This window comes from Pseudoclavibacter sp. VKM Ac-2888, from assembly GCF_015351285.1.
Lineage (GTDB): Bacteria > Actinomycetota > Actinomycetes > Actinomycetales > Microbacteriaceae > Pseudoclavibacter.
Map to the genome: position 1 here is coordinate 419,395 of NZ_JADKSM010000002.1, position 13,984 is coordinate 433,378.

The following is a 13,984-nucleotide window of genomic DNA, read 5'->3' on the forward strand; positions in this document are numbered from 1 at the left end:
ATGCGCGCTCCACTCTCTTGGCTCCGTGAGTACGCGGAGATCCCGGCCTCGGCCTCTCCCGCGTCGGTACTCGACGCCTTCGTGCGGGTCGGGCTCGAAGACGAAGCCGTGCACGGCACCCAGCTGCAGGGTCCGATCGTGGTCGGCGAGGTGCTCTCGGCCGAGCCGGAGCCGCAGTCGAACGGCAAGACCATCAACTGGTGCCAGGTGCGCGTCGCGCCAGAAGGACAGGTCGCCGCGGACGGCGGCGCGGACGTGCGTGGCATCGTCTGCGGCGCACACAACTTCGGTGTCGGCGATTCGGTCGTCGTCACGCTTCCCGGAGCGGTCCTTCCCGGAGACTTCGCGATCGCGGCGCGGAAGACCTACGGGCACGTCTCCGACGGCATGATCGCCTCCCAGTCGGAACTCGGGATGGGCGATGACCACGACGGCATCATCGTGCTCTCGCGGCTCGGCGTGAGCGCGGCCCCCGGCACCGACGCCATCGAGCTGCTCGGCCTGACCGAGCAGGCGGTCGAGGTCAATGTCACCCCCGATCGCGGATACGCGATGTCCATCCGCGGGCTCGTCCGCGAGTACTCGAACGCGACGGGCGTGGCCTTCACCGACCCCGCGCTCCGGCCCCAGCTCGAGGCTCTCCTCGGCGAGGGCATCGCCGCGGATGCTCAGGACGTCCGCGTCAAGGTCACGATCGACGACGACGCTTCCGTGCGAGAGCAGCCCATGGCACCGGTCTTCATCGGCCTCGTGGTCGAGGGCATCGACGCGACGGCGGCGACCCCGACGTGGATGTCCCAGCGGCTCCGGCTCGCGGGCATCCGCCCGCTCGGCATCGCGATCGACATCACGAACTACGTCATGCTCGAGCTCGGTCAGCCGATCCACGGCTACGACCTCGACAAGCTGCGCGGCGCCATCCACGTGCGCCGTGCGCGCGAGGGCGAGCAGCTCACGACCCTCGACGGCAAGGAGCGCACGCTCAGCGCCGAGGACATCCTCATCACCGACGACCGCGGCCCGATCGGGCTCGCTGGTGTCATGGGGGGAGCGGAGACCGAGCTCAGCAGCGAGACGAAGAACGTCTACATCGAGGCGGCGTCGTTCTCGCCCATCTCGATCGCGCGCACCGCGCGCCGCCACAAGCTGCCGAGCGAGGCCTCGCGTCGCTTCGAGCGCCGTGTCGACCCTCGCGTCGCTCAGCCGGCAGCCGCTCGTGTCGCGGAGCTGCTCATCGAGCATGCAGGCGGTCGCGTGGTGCGTGCCGGCAGCGTGCACGAGCAGATCCCGGCCCCGGAGTCGCTGACGCTGCCCGTCGATGCCGCCTCGAAGATCATGGGCGTCGACTACACGCTCGACGAGACGATCGGCGCGCTGCGTGCCGTCGGCTGCGAGGTCTGGGAGGAGGCCGACGGGCTCCTCGGCGTGACGGTGCCGAGCTGGCGCGGGGATCTCACCGAGCCGGTCACCCTCGTCGAGGAGATCGGGCGCCTGTGCGACTTCGAGCGCATCCCGTCGCGGCTTCCCGTCGCGCCTCCGGGTCGGGGGCTCACCCGCGAGCAGCGCCTTCGCCGCGCGGCTGCCGACGTGCTGGCCGCGTCCGGGGCTGTCGAGGTGCAGAGCTACCCGTTCGTCGCGGAGACGGACACGGTCACGTTCGGTCGGGCGGATGCGGGCGAGGTGGCTGCTGTGAAGCTCGCCAACCCACTGGACCCGCGCGCCGCGTGGCTCCGCACGAGTCTGCTGCCCGGTCTGCTCACGATCGCGCACCGCAACGTCTCGCGTGGTCTCACCGACCTCGCGATCTTCGAGACGGGAACGGCCTTCAAGCCAGAGTCCGGCGTGGTCTACGGCGTGGACGAGGTTCCCGCGGTCGCAGTGCGGCCGACGGCTGAGCGCATCGCGGAGCTGGAGGCTGGGCTCCCGCCGCAGCCGCGGCACGCCGCCGGCATCGTGCTCGGTCACCGCGAGCCGAAGCGCCCGGGGCACGCGCCGACTGCGGCGTCGTGGGAGGACGCGCTCGAGCTCGTCGCCCAGCTCGGCTTGGCGACCGGTGCGGAGATCCAGGTGCGACAGGGTGCCCACAGGGCCTTCCACCCTGGCCGATGCGCTGAACTGTACCTGAGCCACGGGGCTGCCGAGGTGGTTGTCGGCTACGCCGGCGAGGTGCACCCGGACATCGCCGAGGCTGCCGACCTGCCTCGCGTGGTCGCTGCGTTCGAGGTCGACCTCGACGCGGTCATCGAGCTCGCTCGGAGAGAGGTGCTTCCAGCGCCCATCTCGACCTTCCCCGCAGCTACGCAGGATCTGAGCCTCGTAGTGGCCGAGGCGGTCCCGGCCGCTGAGGTCTCTGCCGCCGTCACCGAGGGTGCTGGTGCGCTGCTCGAGCAGCTGACGATCGTCGACGACTACCGGGGGACCGGGCTCGAGGACGGGCAGAAGAGCCTGACGTTCGCGCTCCGGTTCCGGGCGACGGACCGCACGCTGACGGCCTCCGAGGCGAGCGAGGCCAAGGAAGCCGGCGCGGCGTTGGCGTCCGAGCGCTTCGGCGCCACCATGCGCGCCTGAGCTCACCCCGACGCGAATCGCCCGGCCCCAATGGGGCCGGGCGATTCTGTGTCCTGCGGCTCAGCTGCACCGCGGCTGCGGCCCGATCCCCGACCGGGGTCAGTCCTCGCGGGAGACCGCAGCCTCCTTGAGGCTCGCCTCCAGGGCGACCCACGCGAGCATGGCGCACTTGACCCGCATCACGAACTTGGAGACGCCCTGGAAGGCGACGGCGTCCTCGAGCAGATCCTCGTCCGGCTCGGAGCCGTCGCGAGTTCGGAGCATCAGACGGAATGCGGCGATGAGCTCGTCGATCTGCGCCGTCGACTTGCCGACGGCGAGCTCGCTGAGCACGGACGCGGAGGCCATCGAGATGCTGCAGCCATCGCCCTGCCACGCGAGCTCGGAGAGCCCTGTTCCATCAGCATCCAGCTTGACCCGGACCGTGATCTCGTCGCCGCAGCTCGGGTTGCGCTCGAAGTGCTCGGCGTCGGCGTCTGGCAGCGGACCATCGCCCGTTCGCTTCTTGGAATGCTCGAGGATGAGCTGCTGGTAGAGGCCGTCGAGGGCGCTCATGCGTCGACCCCGAACCAGGCGCGGACCTGGCCGACCGCGAAGAGCAGTCGGTCGACGTCCTCTCGCGTCGTGTACAGGTAGCTGCTCGCGCGGGTCGACGCGGTGAGCCCGAGTCGGCGGTGCAGCGGCTGCGCGCAGTGGTGCCCGCCGCGGACCGCGATGCCCTTCGAGTCGAGGAACTGGGTCACGTCGTGCGAATGGACCCCCTCCACCTCGAAGCTCACGAGCCCGGCGCGCGGGGTGCCCACCTCGTCCCCGATCGTGCGGATCCCTGGGATGCCTGCGAGGCCCGCGAGGAGGAGCTGGCCCATCTCGGCCTCGTGGGCGGCCACCGCCTCCATGCCGACCCCTTCGAGGTAGCGGACGGCTTCGGCGAGGGCGACGACCTGCGAGACGGGTTGCGTGCCGGCTTCGAAGCGCGTCGGGGGCGCCATGAAGTCGCTGGCCTCCATCGTGACGGTGGTGATCATCGATCCGCCCGTGCGCGCAGGCGGCAGGGCATCCAGCATCTCGGCGCGGCCGTACAGCACTCCGACGCCGTTGGGGCCGAGCATCTTGTGGCCAGAGAACGCCGCGAAGTCGACGCCGAGCGCCGGGAAGCTGACCGGCAGGTGCGGCACCGACTGGCAGGCGTCGAGGACCACGATGGCGCCGGCCTCGTGCGCGAGCTCGGTGAGGCGCTTCGCGTCGGCGATGAGCCCGGTCACATTGGAGACGTGCGCGAAGGCGAAGACCTTGGTTCGCTTCGAGATGAGAGCTGCGGCATCGTCGACGCTCCACGTGCCCCGGTCGTTCACCGGGACGTAGACGAGCGTCGCTCCCGTGTCCAGGGCGAGCTGCTGCCATGGCACGAGGTTGGCGTGGTGCTCTGCCTCCGTGATGAGGATCTCGTCGCCGTCGCCGATCGCGAGCCGCTCTGCTCGGGGGCCGCCTCTGCCCGCGCTGGCGATGCGGATGCCGCCCGTCACGAGGTTGATCGCGTCGGTGGCGTTGAGGGTCCAGGAGATCTGCTCGGGTGCCGCGCCGACGAAGCCCGCGACGGTCTCACGGGCGTCCTCGAACGCGACGGTCGAGAGCGCGGCGAGCGTGTGCGCTCCTCGGTGCACGGCGGCGTTCTCGGTCTCGAGGAAGCGGCGCTCAGCGTCGAGGACCTGAGTCGGCCGCTGCGAGGTCGCACCGGAGTCGAGGTAGACGAGGGGGGTGCCGTTCACCTCTTGATCCAGGATCGGGAAATCCTGTCGGAGCTCGAGCACCCTGGCGTCGCTCAGGGCGTGGACGCCCTCGGGTGCTGCGCTGCTCTGGAGTGATGAAGCTGCGTCTTCGGTGTTCAGTGTCACGTCGTCCTCTCGTTGGCCTCGCACCGCAGACGCTTGAGTGTCGACGGTCTCAGCCTGTCAAGCCTACGAGTGCAACGAGCTCGCTGCCCGCCGCATTCCCGTCTGCGTCGCTCGAGGGCTGGTCTGCCCGCGCCGGCCGGACTCGCGCGGGGGTGGCACGGCCTAGGATGAACGGCATGGCTTTCTCCGTTGCAGTAGCTGGGGCGAGCGGGTACGCGGGTGGGGAACTCCTGCGCATTCTCGCCTCGCACCCCGAACTCGAGGTCCGCACCGTCACCGCGCACGCGAATGCGGGTGAGCGGCTGCTGCGCGTGCACCCTCACCTTGCGAGCTACGCGGACCTGGTCCTCGAGCCCACGACCGCCGACGTGCTGTCCGGCCACGACGTCGTGTTCCTGGCGCTGCCGCACGGCGCGTCCGGTGCGATCTCCGCCGAGCTCGGCGACGACACGCTGGTCATCGACTGCGGCGCCGACCACCGTCTGGAGCGCGAGGAAGACTGGGCCGAGTACTACGGTGGCGACTTCTTCGGCACCTGGGCGTACGGGCTCCCGGAGCTCGAACTCGCTGGAGCGCCCGACAAGCAGCGCTCGAACCTTCGAGGTGCTTCGCGGGTCGCCGTTCCCGGCTGCAATGTCACGGCGATCACGCTCGCGCTCGCACCCGCCATGCACCGCGGGCTCGTGCATCCCCTCGACCTCACGGCGGTTCTCGCCGTCGGCCCGTCCGGTGCCGGCAAGAAGGCGGCCGTCTCGCTGCTCGGCTCCGAGCTCATCGGCTCGGCGAACCCCTACGCAGTGACCGGGGAGCACCGGCACAACCCCGAGGTGCGTCAGAACCTCCGCCGCGCAGCCGGCGCCGAGGTCAGCCTCGCGTTCACGCCCGTGCTGGTGCCGATGGCGCGCGGCATCCTGGCGACCACGACGGCGCGCCTCGAAGCGGGCGTCGACGCGGCGCAGCTCCGCGCCGCCTACGAGGAGTCCTACGGGGCTGAGCGGTTCGTGCAGCTCCTGCCCGACGGCGAATGGCCGCGCACGGGCGACGTGACCGGCTCCAACCGGGCCTCGATCGGCATCGGCATCGACGAGCGCGCAGGCCGCTTCGTGGCGGTCGCGGCGATCGACAACCTCGGCAAGGGCACCGCGGGCGCCGCGGTGCAGTCAGCGAACATCGCCCTGGGTCTCGAAGAGGCCCTCGGTCTTCCCTTGGACGGAGTGGCACCGTGAGTGTGACCGCAGCAGCAGGTTTCCGCGCGGCAGGAGCCTCGGCAGGCATCAAGTCAGAAGGGCGTCGAGACGTCGCGCTTGTCGTCAACGACGGGCCGAGCGCGGCCTGCGCCGCGGTCTTCACGAGCAACCGCTGCAAGGCGAACCCGATCCTCTGGTCCCAGGAGGCCATCAGGGGCGGCTCGATCTCGGCCATCGTCCTGAACTCGGGCGGCGCGAACTGCTACACGGGGTCCTTCGGGTTCCAGACCACGCACCAGACGGCCGAGGCCGTCGCCGCGAAGCTCGGCATCGGCGCGGGAGACGTGCTCGTCTGCTCGACCGGCCTCATCGGGGTGGGCGACCAGAGCTTCCGCGACGGCGTGCTGCGCGGGGTCGAGCTCACGGCCGATTCGCTGGCAGCGACGGTCGAGGCGGGGGATGAGGCCTCGCTGGCCATCATGACGACCGACTCGAAGCCGAAGCGCTCGGTCCGCGACGGTGACGGCTACGTCATCGGCGCGATGGCCAAGGGGGCTGGCATGCTCGCTCCAGGACTCGCGACGATGCTCGTCGTCATCACGACCGACGCCGACCTCGAGTCCGGGGCGCTGGACCGGGCACTCCGCGCCGCGACCCGGGTCACCTTCGACCGCGTCGACTCCGACGGCTGCATGTCCACCAACGACCAGGTGACGCTCATGGCCTCTGGGGCGAGCGGCGTCACCCCGGACGAGGCGGCCTTCACGACAGTGCTCACCGAGGTCTGCGCTGACCTCGCCCGTCAGCTGCAGCAGGACGCGGAAGGCGCCAGCCACGACGTGACGATCACGACGATCGGGGCCGCGACGGAGCAGGATGCGCTCGACGCGTCCCGGGCGGTCGCCCGCTCGAATCTCTTCAAGGCCGCCATCTTCGGCAACGACCCGAACTGGGGACGCGTCCTGGCCGCCGTCGGCACGACCGACGCCGAGTTCGACCCCCAGGCGCTCGATGTCACGATCAACGGGGTCATGGTCTGCCGGGCGGGGACGCCCCACGAGTCCGCGGACCTGGTCGACCTGACGCCTCGGGACACGAGCGTGCTCATCGATCTGCACGCCGGCGTGAGCGAAGCGACCATCCTGACCAACGATCTGACGCACGACTACGTGCATGAGAACAGCGCCTACTCGTCCTGACGAGCGAGCGACTCCCGCGAGGCGGGGCAGCCGCCGAGCGTCTGCCCGACCAGCCCGACGGTTTCTGACCGGCCCGAAAGGGGCAGCATGACCACTTCTGACCTGTACGAGAAGGCGACCTCCAAGGTCGAGACCCTCATCGAGGCCCTTCCCTGGATGCAGGAGTTCGCCGGGCGGGTTCTCGTCATCAAGTTCGGCGGCAACGCCATGGTCGACGCCGAGCTCTTCGAGGCGTTCGCGTCGGATATCGCCTTCCTCCGCTACGCCGGCATCAAGCCGGTCATCGTGCACGGCGGCGGACCTCACATCTCGCGGATGCTCGGCAAGCTGCGCATCGAGAGCGAGTTCAGGGGCGGCTACCGCGTCACGAGCGAGGAGGCCATGGATATCGTCCGCATGGTGCTCGGCGGGCAGGTCGCCAGGGAGCTCGTAGCCGCGATCAACGAGCGGGCCCCGATCGCCGTCGCGACGAGCGGCGAAGACGCCGGCCTCTTCCAGGCGCGGCGGAAGAAGCTCCTCATCGACGGCGAGACCGTCGACCTCGGCTTCGTGGGCGAGATCGAGACGGTCGACCCCACGGTCGTGAAGGCGGATATCGCGGCCGGTCGCATCCCCGTCATCTCCTCGATCGCGAGCGACATCGACTCGCCCCGCAAGGCGCTCAACATCAACGCAGACCGGGCCGCTTCCGCCCTCGCGCAGGCGCTCGGCGCGGCGAAGCTCATCATGCTGACCGACGTCGCGGGACTCTACGGCGACTGGCCCGACCTCGACTCGCTCATCTCGGAGATCAAGCTCGACGAGCTGCGCGCCCTGCTGCCGACGCTCTCTGCTGGCATGATCCCGAAGGTGCAGGCCTGCATCGAGGCGGTCGAGGGTGGCGTCGACCAGGCCGCCATCATCGATGGCCGTGTCCCGCATTCGATGCTGCTGGAGATCTTCACCACCGAGGGCTTCGGCACCAAGGTCTCCGCGTGAGGCACGTGCACCTGCCCGCTCAGCGCCCGATGATTCGACTTCGCCGCTCCACCCACCGAAAGGCCAAACCGTGATTCGCCACTTCCTCCGCGACGACGACCTGACCCCCGCCGAGCAGCGCGAGGTGCTCGAGCTCGCTGCAGTGCTCAAGCGCGACCGCTTCTCAGCACGTCCGCTCGAGGGCCCGCGCAGCGTGGCAGTGATCTTCGACAAGACCTCGACGCGCACGCGTGTCTCGTTCCACGTCGGCATCTCCGAGCTCGGTGGCTCGCCGCTCATCATCTCGACCGCCTCCAGCCAGCTCGGCGGCAAGGAGACGGCGTCCGACACCGCCAGAGTCCTCGAGCGCCAGGTCGCGGCCATCGTCTGGCGGACGTACGCGCAGAGCGGCCTGGAGGAGATGGCCAACGGAGCGCTCGTGCCGGTCGTGAACGCGCTGAGCGACGACTTCCACCCGTGCCAGCTGCTCGCCGACCTGCTCACCGTCAACGAGCACCTCGGCGACCCGGCCGGCCGCACGCTGGTGTTCCTCGGCGACGGCGAGAGCAACATGGGGCATTCCTACCTGCTCGCCTGCGCCACGGCGGGCATGCACGTTCGCATCGCCGCCCCCGTCGGCTTCCAGCCGCGCCCCGACGTCGTCGCCGATGCCGAGCGCATCGCCGCCGAGACGGGTGGCTCCGTGGTGGTCGGCGACGACATCGACACGCTGGTCGCGGGGGCAGATGTCGTCGTGACCGACACCTGGGTCTCGATGGGCCGCGAGGACGAGAAGCAGTCCCGCATCGACGCGCTCAGCGCCTACCGAGTCACCGAGGCCACGATGGCGAACGCCGCCACCGGCGCGATCTTCCTGCACTGCCTGCCGGCAGACCGCGGGTACGAGGTCGACGGAGCCGTCATCGACGGCCCGCAGTCGGTCATCTGGGATGAGGCGGAGAACCGCCTCCACGCCCAGAAGGCGCTGCTCGTCTGGCTGCTCGCCAAGGCCGCGGCCTGACCCGCGCATCCACCCCACATAGACTGAACACACGACTCAAACGCTAGGAGCATTGATGACGGAACGCGTCGTTCTCGCATACTCCGGAGGTCTCGATACCTCCGTCGGCATCGGATGGCTGAAGGATGCCACCGGGAAGGACGTGGTCGCTCTCGCGATCGACGTCGGCCAGGCCGGTGAGGACATGGAGCAGGTGCGACAGCGAGCGCTCGACTGCGGCGCTGTCGAATCGGTTGTCGTCGACGCGCGCGAGGAGTTCGCGAGCGACTACATCGTCCCGGCGCTCAAGGCGAACGCCCTCTACCAGAAGCGCTACCCGCTCGTCTCCGCGCTGTCCCGCCCGCTCATCGCGAAGCACCTCGCGAAGACCGCTCGCGAGCTCGGCGCAGACTCGATCGCGCACGGCTGCACCGGCAAGGGCAACGACCAGGTCCGCTTCGAAGCGGCGGTCGCGGCTGTCGCACCGGAGCTCACCTCGATCGCACCCGTGCGTGACCTTGCGCTCACTCGCGACAAGGCCATCGTGTACGCGCAGGAGCACAACCTGCCCATCGAGCAGTCGAAGAAGAGCCCGTACTCGATCGACCAGAACGTCTGGGGTCGCGCCGTCGAGACCGGGTTCCTCGAGGACCCGTGGAACCCGCCGATCGAGGACCTCTACACGTACACGCAGGATCCTGACCTGACGCGTGAGCCCACCGAGGTCACGGTGACGTTCGAGCAGGGCGTCCCGGTGAAGATCAACGGGGAATCGCTGACGCCCATCCAGGTCGTCGAGCTCATGAACAAGCTCGCTGGCGACCAGGGCGTCGGCCGCATCGACGTCGTCGAGGACCGCCTCGTCGGCATCAAGAGCCGTGAGATCTACGAGTCCCCGGCCGGGCTGGCCCTCATCGAGGCGCACGAGCACCTCGAGGACCTGACGATCGAGCGCGACGTCGCCCGTTTCAAGCGCGGGATCGAGGCCGAGTGGTCGAACCTGGTCTACGACGGGCTCTGGTTCTCCGGTCTCAAGCGGTCGCTGGACGCGTTCATCAACCACACGCAGGAGCACGTCTCCGGCGAGGTGCGCATGACGCTGCACGGCGGTCGCGCGGTCGTCACCGGCCGCCGTTCGGATGAGTCGCTCTACGACTACAGCCTCGCGACCTACGACACCGGCGACACGTTCGACCAGTCGCACGCCAAGGGATTCATCGAGCTGTGGAGCCTTCCGTCGAAGATCTCGGCTCGCCGCGACAAGCCGGAACTCTGAGCATGGCTGCATCCGAGGGCGCCTCGAAGTCCGGGGGAGTGACCACGCCGGGAGCTCTCTGGGGCGGTCGCTTCAGCGACGGGCCGTCCCCGGAGCTCGCGCGGCTTTCCAAGTCGACGCACTTCGACTGGCAGCTCGCGAAGTACGACATCGCCGGCTCGCGAGCGCACGCTGGTGCGCTCGCGGCGGCGGGATACCTCGATGACGCCGAGCTCTCGGGCATGCTGGACGCGCTGACCGAGCTCGAACGTCGCGTCGTGTCCGCTGAGTTCGTGGCGGCCGACGACGACGAGGACGTGCACGGCGCCCTGGAGCGCGGTCTGATCGAGATCGCGGGTCCGGAGCTGGGCGGCAAGCTGCGAGCTGGTCGCAGCCGCAACGACCAGATCGCGACGTTCGTGCGTATGTACCTTCGCGATCACAGCGCGATCATCGCGGAGCAGGTCGAGACGCTCGTCGAGGTCCTCGCCCAGCAGGCGGAGCAGAACATCCAGGTCATCATGCCGGGGCGCACGCACCTGCAGCATGCGCAGCCGGTGCTGCTCTCGCACCACCTGCTCGCTCACGCATGGCCGCTCCTTCGAGACCTGGACCGCCTGCGCGACTTCGATCGCCGGCTGGACGAGTCGCCCTACGGTGGAGGGGCCCTCGCGGGCTCCACCCTCGGTCTCGATGCGGTCCGCGTCGCCCGCGAGCTGGGCTTCGCGTCCTCATCCCCGAACTCGATCGACGCGACGGCGAGTCGTGACCTGGTCGCGGAGTTCGCGTTCATCGCGGCGCAGATCGGCATCGACCTGTCGCGCTTCTCGGAGGAGATCATCCTCTGGAACACGAAGGAGTTCGGCTTCGTCACGTTGCACGACGCGTACTCGACCGGGTCCAGCATCATGCCGCAGAAGAAGAACCCCGACATCGCGGAGCTCGCGCGCGGCAAGGCAGGTCGCCTCATCGGCAACCTGGCTGGCCTCCTCGCGACGCTCAAGGCACTCCCGCTTGCGTACAACCGGGACCTGCAGGAGGACAAGGAGCCGATCTTCGACTCCGTCGAGACGCTCGAGCTGGTGCTCCCCGCCTTCACCGGCATGGTCGCGACGCTCACCTTCCACGGTGAGCGCATGCGCGAACTCGCACCGCAGGGCTTCTCGCTCGCGACGGATGTCGCCGAGTGGCTGGTGAAGCGGCAGGTCCCCTTCCGCATCGCGCACGAGGTGTCCGGCTCCATGGTGCAGGCAGCGGAGTCCAAGGGCGTCGACCTCGATGGCTTGACCGACGAGGAGATCTCGGCCGTGTCCGAGCACCTGTCGCCGGAGGTGCGCGAGGTGCTCTCGGTCGACGGGTCCGTGGCGACTCGCGATGGCAGGGGCGGTACGGCACCTGTCCGCGTCGCTGAGCAGATCGTCGAGCTCCGCGAGCGGCTGGCAAAGCTCACATCCTAGGTGTCCGCGTGGATGACGATTTCCGCGCGGCCCTTTTCGAGGGACCGCTCTCGGCAGCAGACGCGCTGCTGGGGGCGGTCCTTTCGCGTTCGGCCCCGGACGGCACGGTCTCGGTGCGCCTCACCGAGGTGGAGGCGTATGCCGGCTCCGGGGACCCCGGGTCGCATGGCTTCCGCGGCCGGACGGCGAGGAACGCCACGATGTTCGGGCCAGCAGGTCACATCTACGCGTATCGCATCTACGGGCTCCACACGTGCATCAATGTCGTGGCGGGGGAGTCCGGCACCTCATCCGCAGTGCTCCTGAGGGCAGGCGAAGTGGTCGATGGCGTCGAACTCGCGAGAGCCCGCCGCGGTGCGGGGCGCCGTTCCGGGACACCCGTGCGCGACCACGAGCTGGCTCGTGGGCCCGGGAACCTGGTCAGGGCCCTCGGCGCGACCTTCGGCGATGACGGTGCCCGGCTCGATGAGGCGCCGTTCGCGTTGGTTTCGGGCGAACGCTCCAGCAGAGGGGCTGTGGTGCGCGGGCTCCGCGTCGGCGTGGGCGCTCCCGGTGGTGCTCTGCCGTTCGACTGGCGCTTCTGGATCGACGGAGACCCGTCCGTTTCGCGCTATATCGCGCACAAGTCGCTCCGCGCGGGGCGGCGCTGAGGCGGCAGGTGCTTGATACGGTTGCCCGGTGACTACGCGTGATCTGACGACCCAGCAGAACGACACCACCTTCGAGCATGTCATCGACGAACTCGAGTGGCGCGGGTTCATCCACGTCTCGACGGATCTGGCCGAGCTGAAGGCGCGGATGGACGAGGGGCCGATCACGTACTACTGCGGTTTCGATCCGACCGCCCCGAGTCTCCACCTCGGGCACCTCGTGCAGCTGATCCTCCTCCGTCGACTGCAGCTCGCGGGCCACAAGCCGCTCGGCCTCGTCGGCGGGTCGACGGGACTCATCGGCGACCCCCGTCCCACTGCCGAGCGCACGCTCAACTCGCGAGAGACCGTCGCGGAATGGGTCGAGGGGCTGCGCGGACAGATCGACGGCTACCTGTCGTTCGAGGGCGACAACGCGGCGCGCATGGTGAACAACCTCGACTGGACGGCGCCGCTCTCGGCGATCGACTTCCTGCGGGAGATCGGCAAGCACTTCCGCGTCGGCTCCATGCTCAAGAAAGATGCCGTCTCTGCGCGACTGAACTCCGAGGCCGGCATCTCGTACACGGAGTTCAGCTACCAGATCCTGCAGGCGATCGACTTCCTGGAGCTGCACCGGAACTACGGCTGCGTGCTGCAGACGGGTGGCAGCGATCAGTGGGGGAACCTGACCTCCGGCGTCGATCTCATTCGGCGTACCGAGGGTGCGAGCGTCCACGCGCTCGGAACACCGCTCATCACGAACTCGGATGGGACGAAGTTCGGCAAGAGCGAGGGCAACGCGATCTGGATCGATGCCGACCTCACGAGCCCGTACGCCTTCTACCAGTTCTGGCTCAACACGGACGACGCCGATGTCATCGCGCGGATCAAGATCTTCACGTTCCTGACGCGCGCCGAGATCGCGGAGCTCGAGAAGCTCGTCGCAGACGAGCCGTTCAAGCGCGTCGCCCAGAAGACGCTTGCCTCGAAGGTGACGTCGCTGGTGCATGGACAGGAGGCGACCGACGCAGTCATCGCGGCCTCGGCCGCCCTCTTCGGGCAGGGGGAGCTCACCGCGCTCGATGGAGACACGCTTCGCTCTGCGATTCTCGAGCTCCCGAACGCGGAGGTTGCCGATGGAACGCTGGTCGCTCAGGCTCTTGTCGACACCGGGCTCGCGAAGAGTCTCGGCGACGCGCGTCGCGGGATCTCCCAGGGCGGCGTCTCGCTCAACAACGAGCGGGTTGCCGACGAGGCTTCGGTCGTGAGTGCATCAGCAGCGCTGGCCGGCGGCGTCGCAGTCCTGCGTCGGGGCAAGAAGACCCTCGCTGGCCTGGTTTTCCGGGCCTGACGGGGGAACGGGCGTGAATCGACACGCCCGGGATGCGCCCTGAGTTGTGCGCCGACCCTGCCCTGCGTAAAGTAATCACTCGTCAGGCCAACGGAGCGAAACGCGAGAGCGGGTCGCACGGGCCGGACACTCCGAAAGAAAGATCAGCATCTGCCACTTGTTCTTGCAAGTTGGAGCAACATGATCTACACTCGGAACTCCTGCCTCACCGGGTAGCAAGATCGTCAGCCTCTGGTTCTTCCAGTTGGTTGTGCGGAGGATGAGCTTCATGCTCACGGTCCGTGGTTCTTGTCCGGGGTTTGCAGTGCAAGCGATTGCTCCTTAGAGATGGCCGTGAGGCTTGAAGAGGGAAGCGCTCGATTCTTGAGAACTCAACAGCGTGCACTATGTCAAATGCCAATTTGATCCCGTGCCTCTTCCTTTGGAGGGGGTAAGGATTCCTTTTGGAAACATATTTGGACAATACAAGTCAGTACTGAACTTTCG

Annotated in this window: 11 protein-coding genes; 9 read left to right on the forward strand and 2 right to left on the reverse strand. The window is 68.7% G+C overall.

The window, feature by feature from the left end; all coding sequences use genetic code 11:
• Entirely contained in the window at positions 1-2,568 is a 2,568-nt protein-coding gene (gene pheT, locus ITJ61_RS17310) for a phenylalanine--tRNA ligase subunit beta (RefSeq protein ID WP_194686945.1), read from the forward strand.
• Between the two features lie 99 nt (positions 2,569-2,667).
• Here pheT and sufU read toward each other — a convergent pair whose 3' ends face one another.
• Together sufU and ITJ61_RS17320 are read right to left on the reverse strand one after the other, a co-directional pair.
• A complete protein-coding gene (sufU, locus tag ITJ61_RS17315) occupies positions 2,668-3,123 on the reverse strand; it encodes a Fe-S cluster assembly sulfur transfer protein SufU (protein WP_194686946.1) in 456 nt (151 codons plus the stop codon).
• Positions 3,120-4,391, reverse strand: coding sequence for a SufS family cysteine desulfurase (locus ITJ61_RS17320; protein ID WP_104240921.1), 1,272 nt, complete (start codon positions 4,389-4,391; stop codon positions 3,120-3,122). The genes sufU and ITJ61_RS17320 overlap by 4 nt, the downstream gene beginning before the upstream one ends.
• 245 nt (positions 4,392-4,636) lie before the next feature.
• Between ITJ61_RS17320 and argC the strand changes: the two genes are divergently transcribed.
• From argC to tyrS, 8 genes are all read left to right on the forward strand, one after another.
• Positions 4,637-5,686: an N-acetyl-gamma-glutamyl-phosphate reductase gene (gene argC, locus ITJ61_RS17325; protein WP_104240902.1), complete on the forward strand. Its 1,050-nt coding sequence runs from the start codon at positions 4,637-4,639 to the stop codon at positions 5,684-5,686.
• Positions 5,683-6,846, forward strand: a complete 1,164-nt coding sequence (gene argJ / locus ITJ61_RS17330) for a bifunctional glutamate N-acetyltransferase/amino-acid acetyltransferase ArgJ (protein WP_194686947.1) — start codon at positions 5,683-5,685, stop codon at positions 6,844-6,846. Before argC ends, argJ begins: the two co-directional genes overlap by 4 nt.
• Before the next feature lie 87 nt (positions 6,847-6,933).
• A complete protein-coding gene (gene argB, locus ITJ61_RS17335) occupies positions 6,934-7,824 on the forward strand; it encodes an acetylglutamate kinase (RefSeq protein WP_104240904.1) in 891 nt (296 codons plus the stop codon).
• Positions 7,825-7,894: 70 nt separating this feature from the next.
• On the forward strand, positions 7,895-8,824 hold the full coding sequence (gene argF / locus ITJ61_RS17340) for an ornithine carbamoyltransferase (RefSeq protein WP_104240905.1): 930 nt from the start codon (positions 7,895-7,897) through the stop codon (positions 8,822-8,824).
• Between the two features lie 55 nt (positions 8,825-8,879).
• Entirely contained in the window at positions 8,880-10,079 is a 1,200-nt protein-coding gene (locus ITJ61_RS17345; RefSeq protein WP_104240906.1) for an argininosuccinate synthase, read from the forward strand.
• Positions 10,080-10,081: 2 nt separating this feature from the next.
• Positions 10,082-11,515 (forward strand): argininosuccinate lyase, encoded by a 1,434-nt coding sequence (gene argH, locus ITJ61_RS17350; RefSeq protein ID WP_104240907.1) that lies wholly within the window; start codon positions 10,082-10,084, stop codon positions 11,513-11,515.
• A gap of 8 nt (positions 11,516-11,523) precedes the next feature.
• On the forward strand, positions 11,524-12,165 hold the full coding sequence (locus tag ITJ61_RS17355; protein ID WP_194686948.1) for a DNA-3-methyladenine glycosylase: 642 nt from the start codon (positions 11,524-11,526) through the stop codon (positions 12,163-12,165).
• Between the two features lie 28 nt (positions 12,166-12,193).
• Entirely contained in the window at positions 12,194-13,498 is a 1,305-nt protein-coding gene (tyrS, locus tag ITJ61_RS17360) for a tyrosine--tRNA ligase (RefSeq protein ID WP_104240909.1), read from the forward strand.
• Positions 13,499-13,984: the final 486 nt, after the last annotated feature.

Bases quoted from the DNA above. Each gene is read 5' to 3' on its own strand.
- pheT (WP_194686945.1), top strand. From the start codon at position 1: ATGCGCGCTCCACTCTCTTGGCTCCGTGAGTACGCGGAGATCCCGGCC.
- argC (WP_104240902.1), top strand. From the start codon at position 4,637: ATGGCTTTCTCCGTTGCAGTAGCTGGGGCGAGCGGGTACGCGGGTGGG.
- sufU (WP_194686946.1), bottom strand. From the start codon at position 3,123: ATGAGCGCCCTCGACGGCCTCTACCAGCAGCTCATCCTCGAGCATTCC.
- argB (WP_104240904.1), top strand. From the start codon at position 6,934: ATGACCACTTCTGACCTGTACGAGAAGGCGACCTCCAAGGTCGAGACC.
- argH (WP_104240907.1), top strand. From the start codon at position 10,082: ATGGCTGCATCCGAGGGCGCCTCGAAGTCCGGGGGAGTGACCACGCCG.
- ITJ61_RS17345 (WP_104240906.1), top strand. From the start codon at position 8,880: ATGACGGAACGCGTCGTTCTCGCATACTCCGGAGGTCTCGATACCTCC.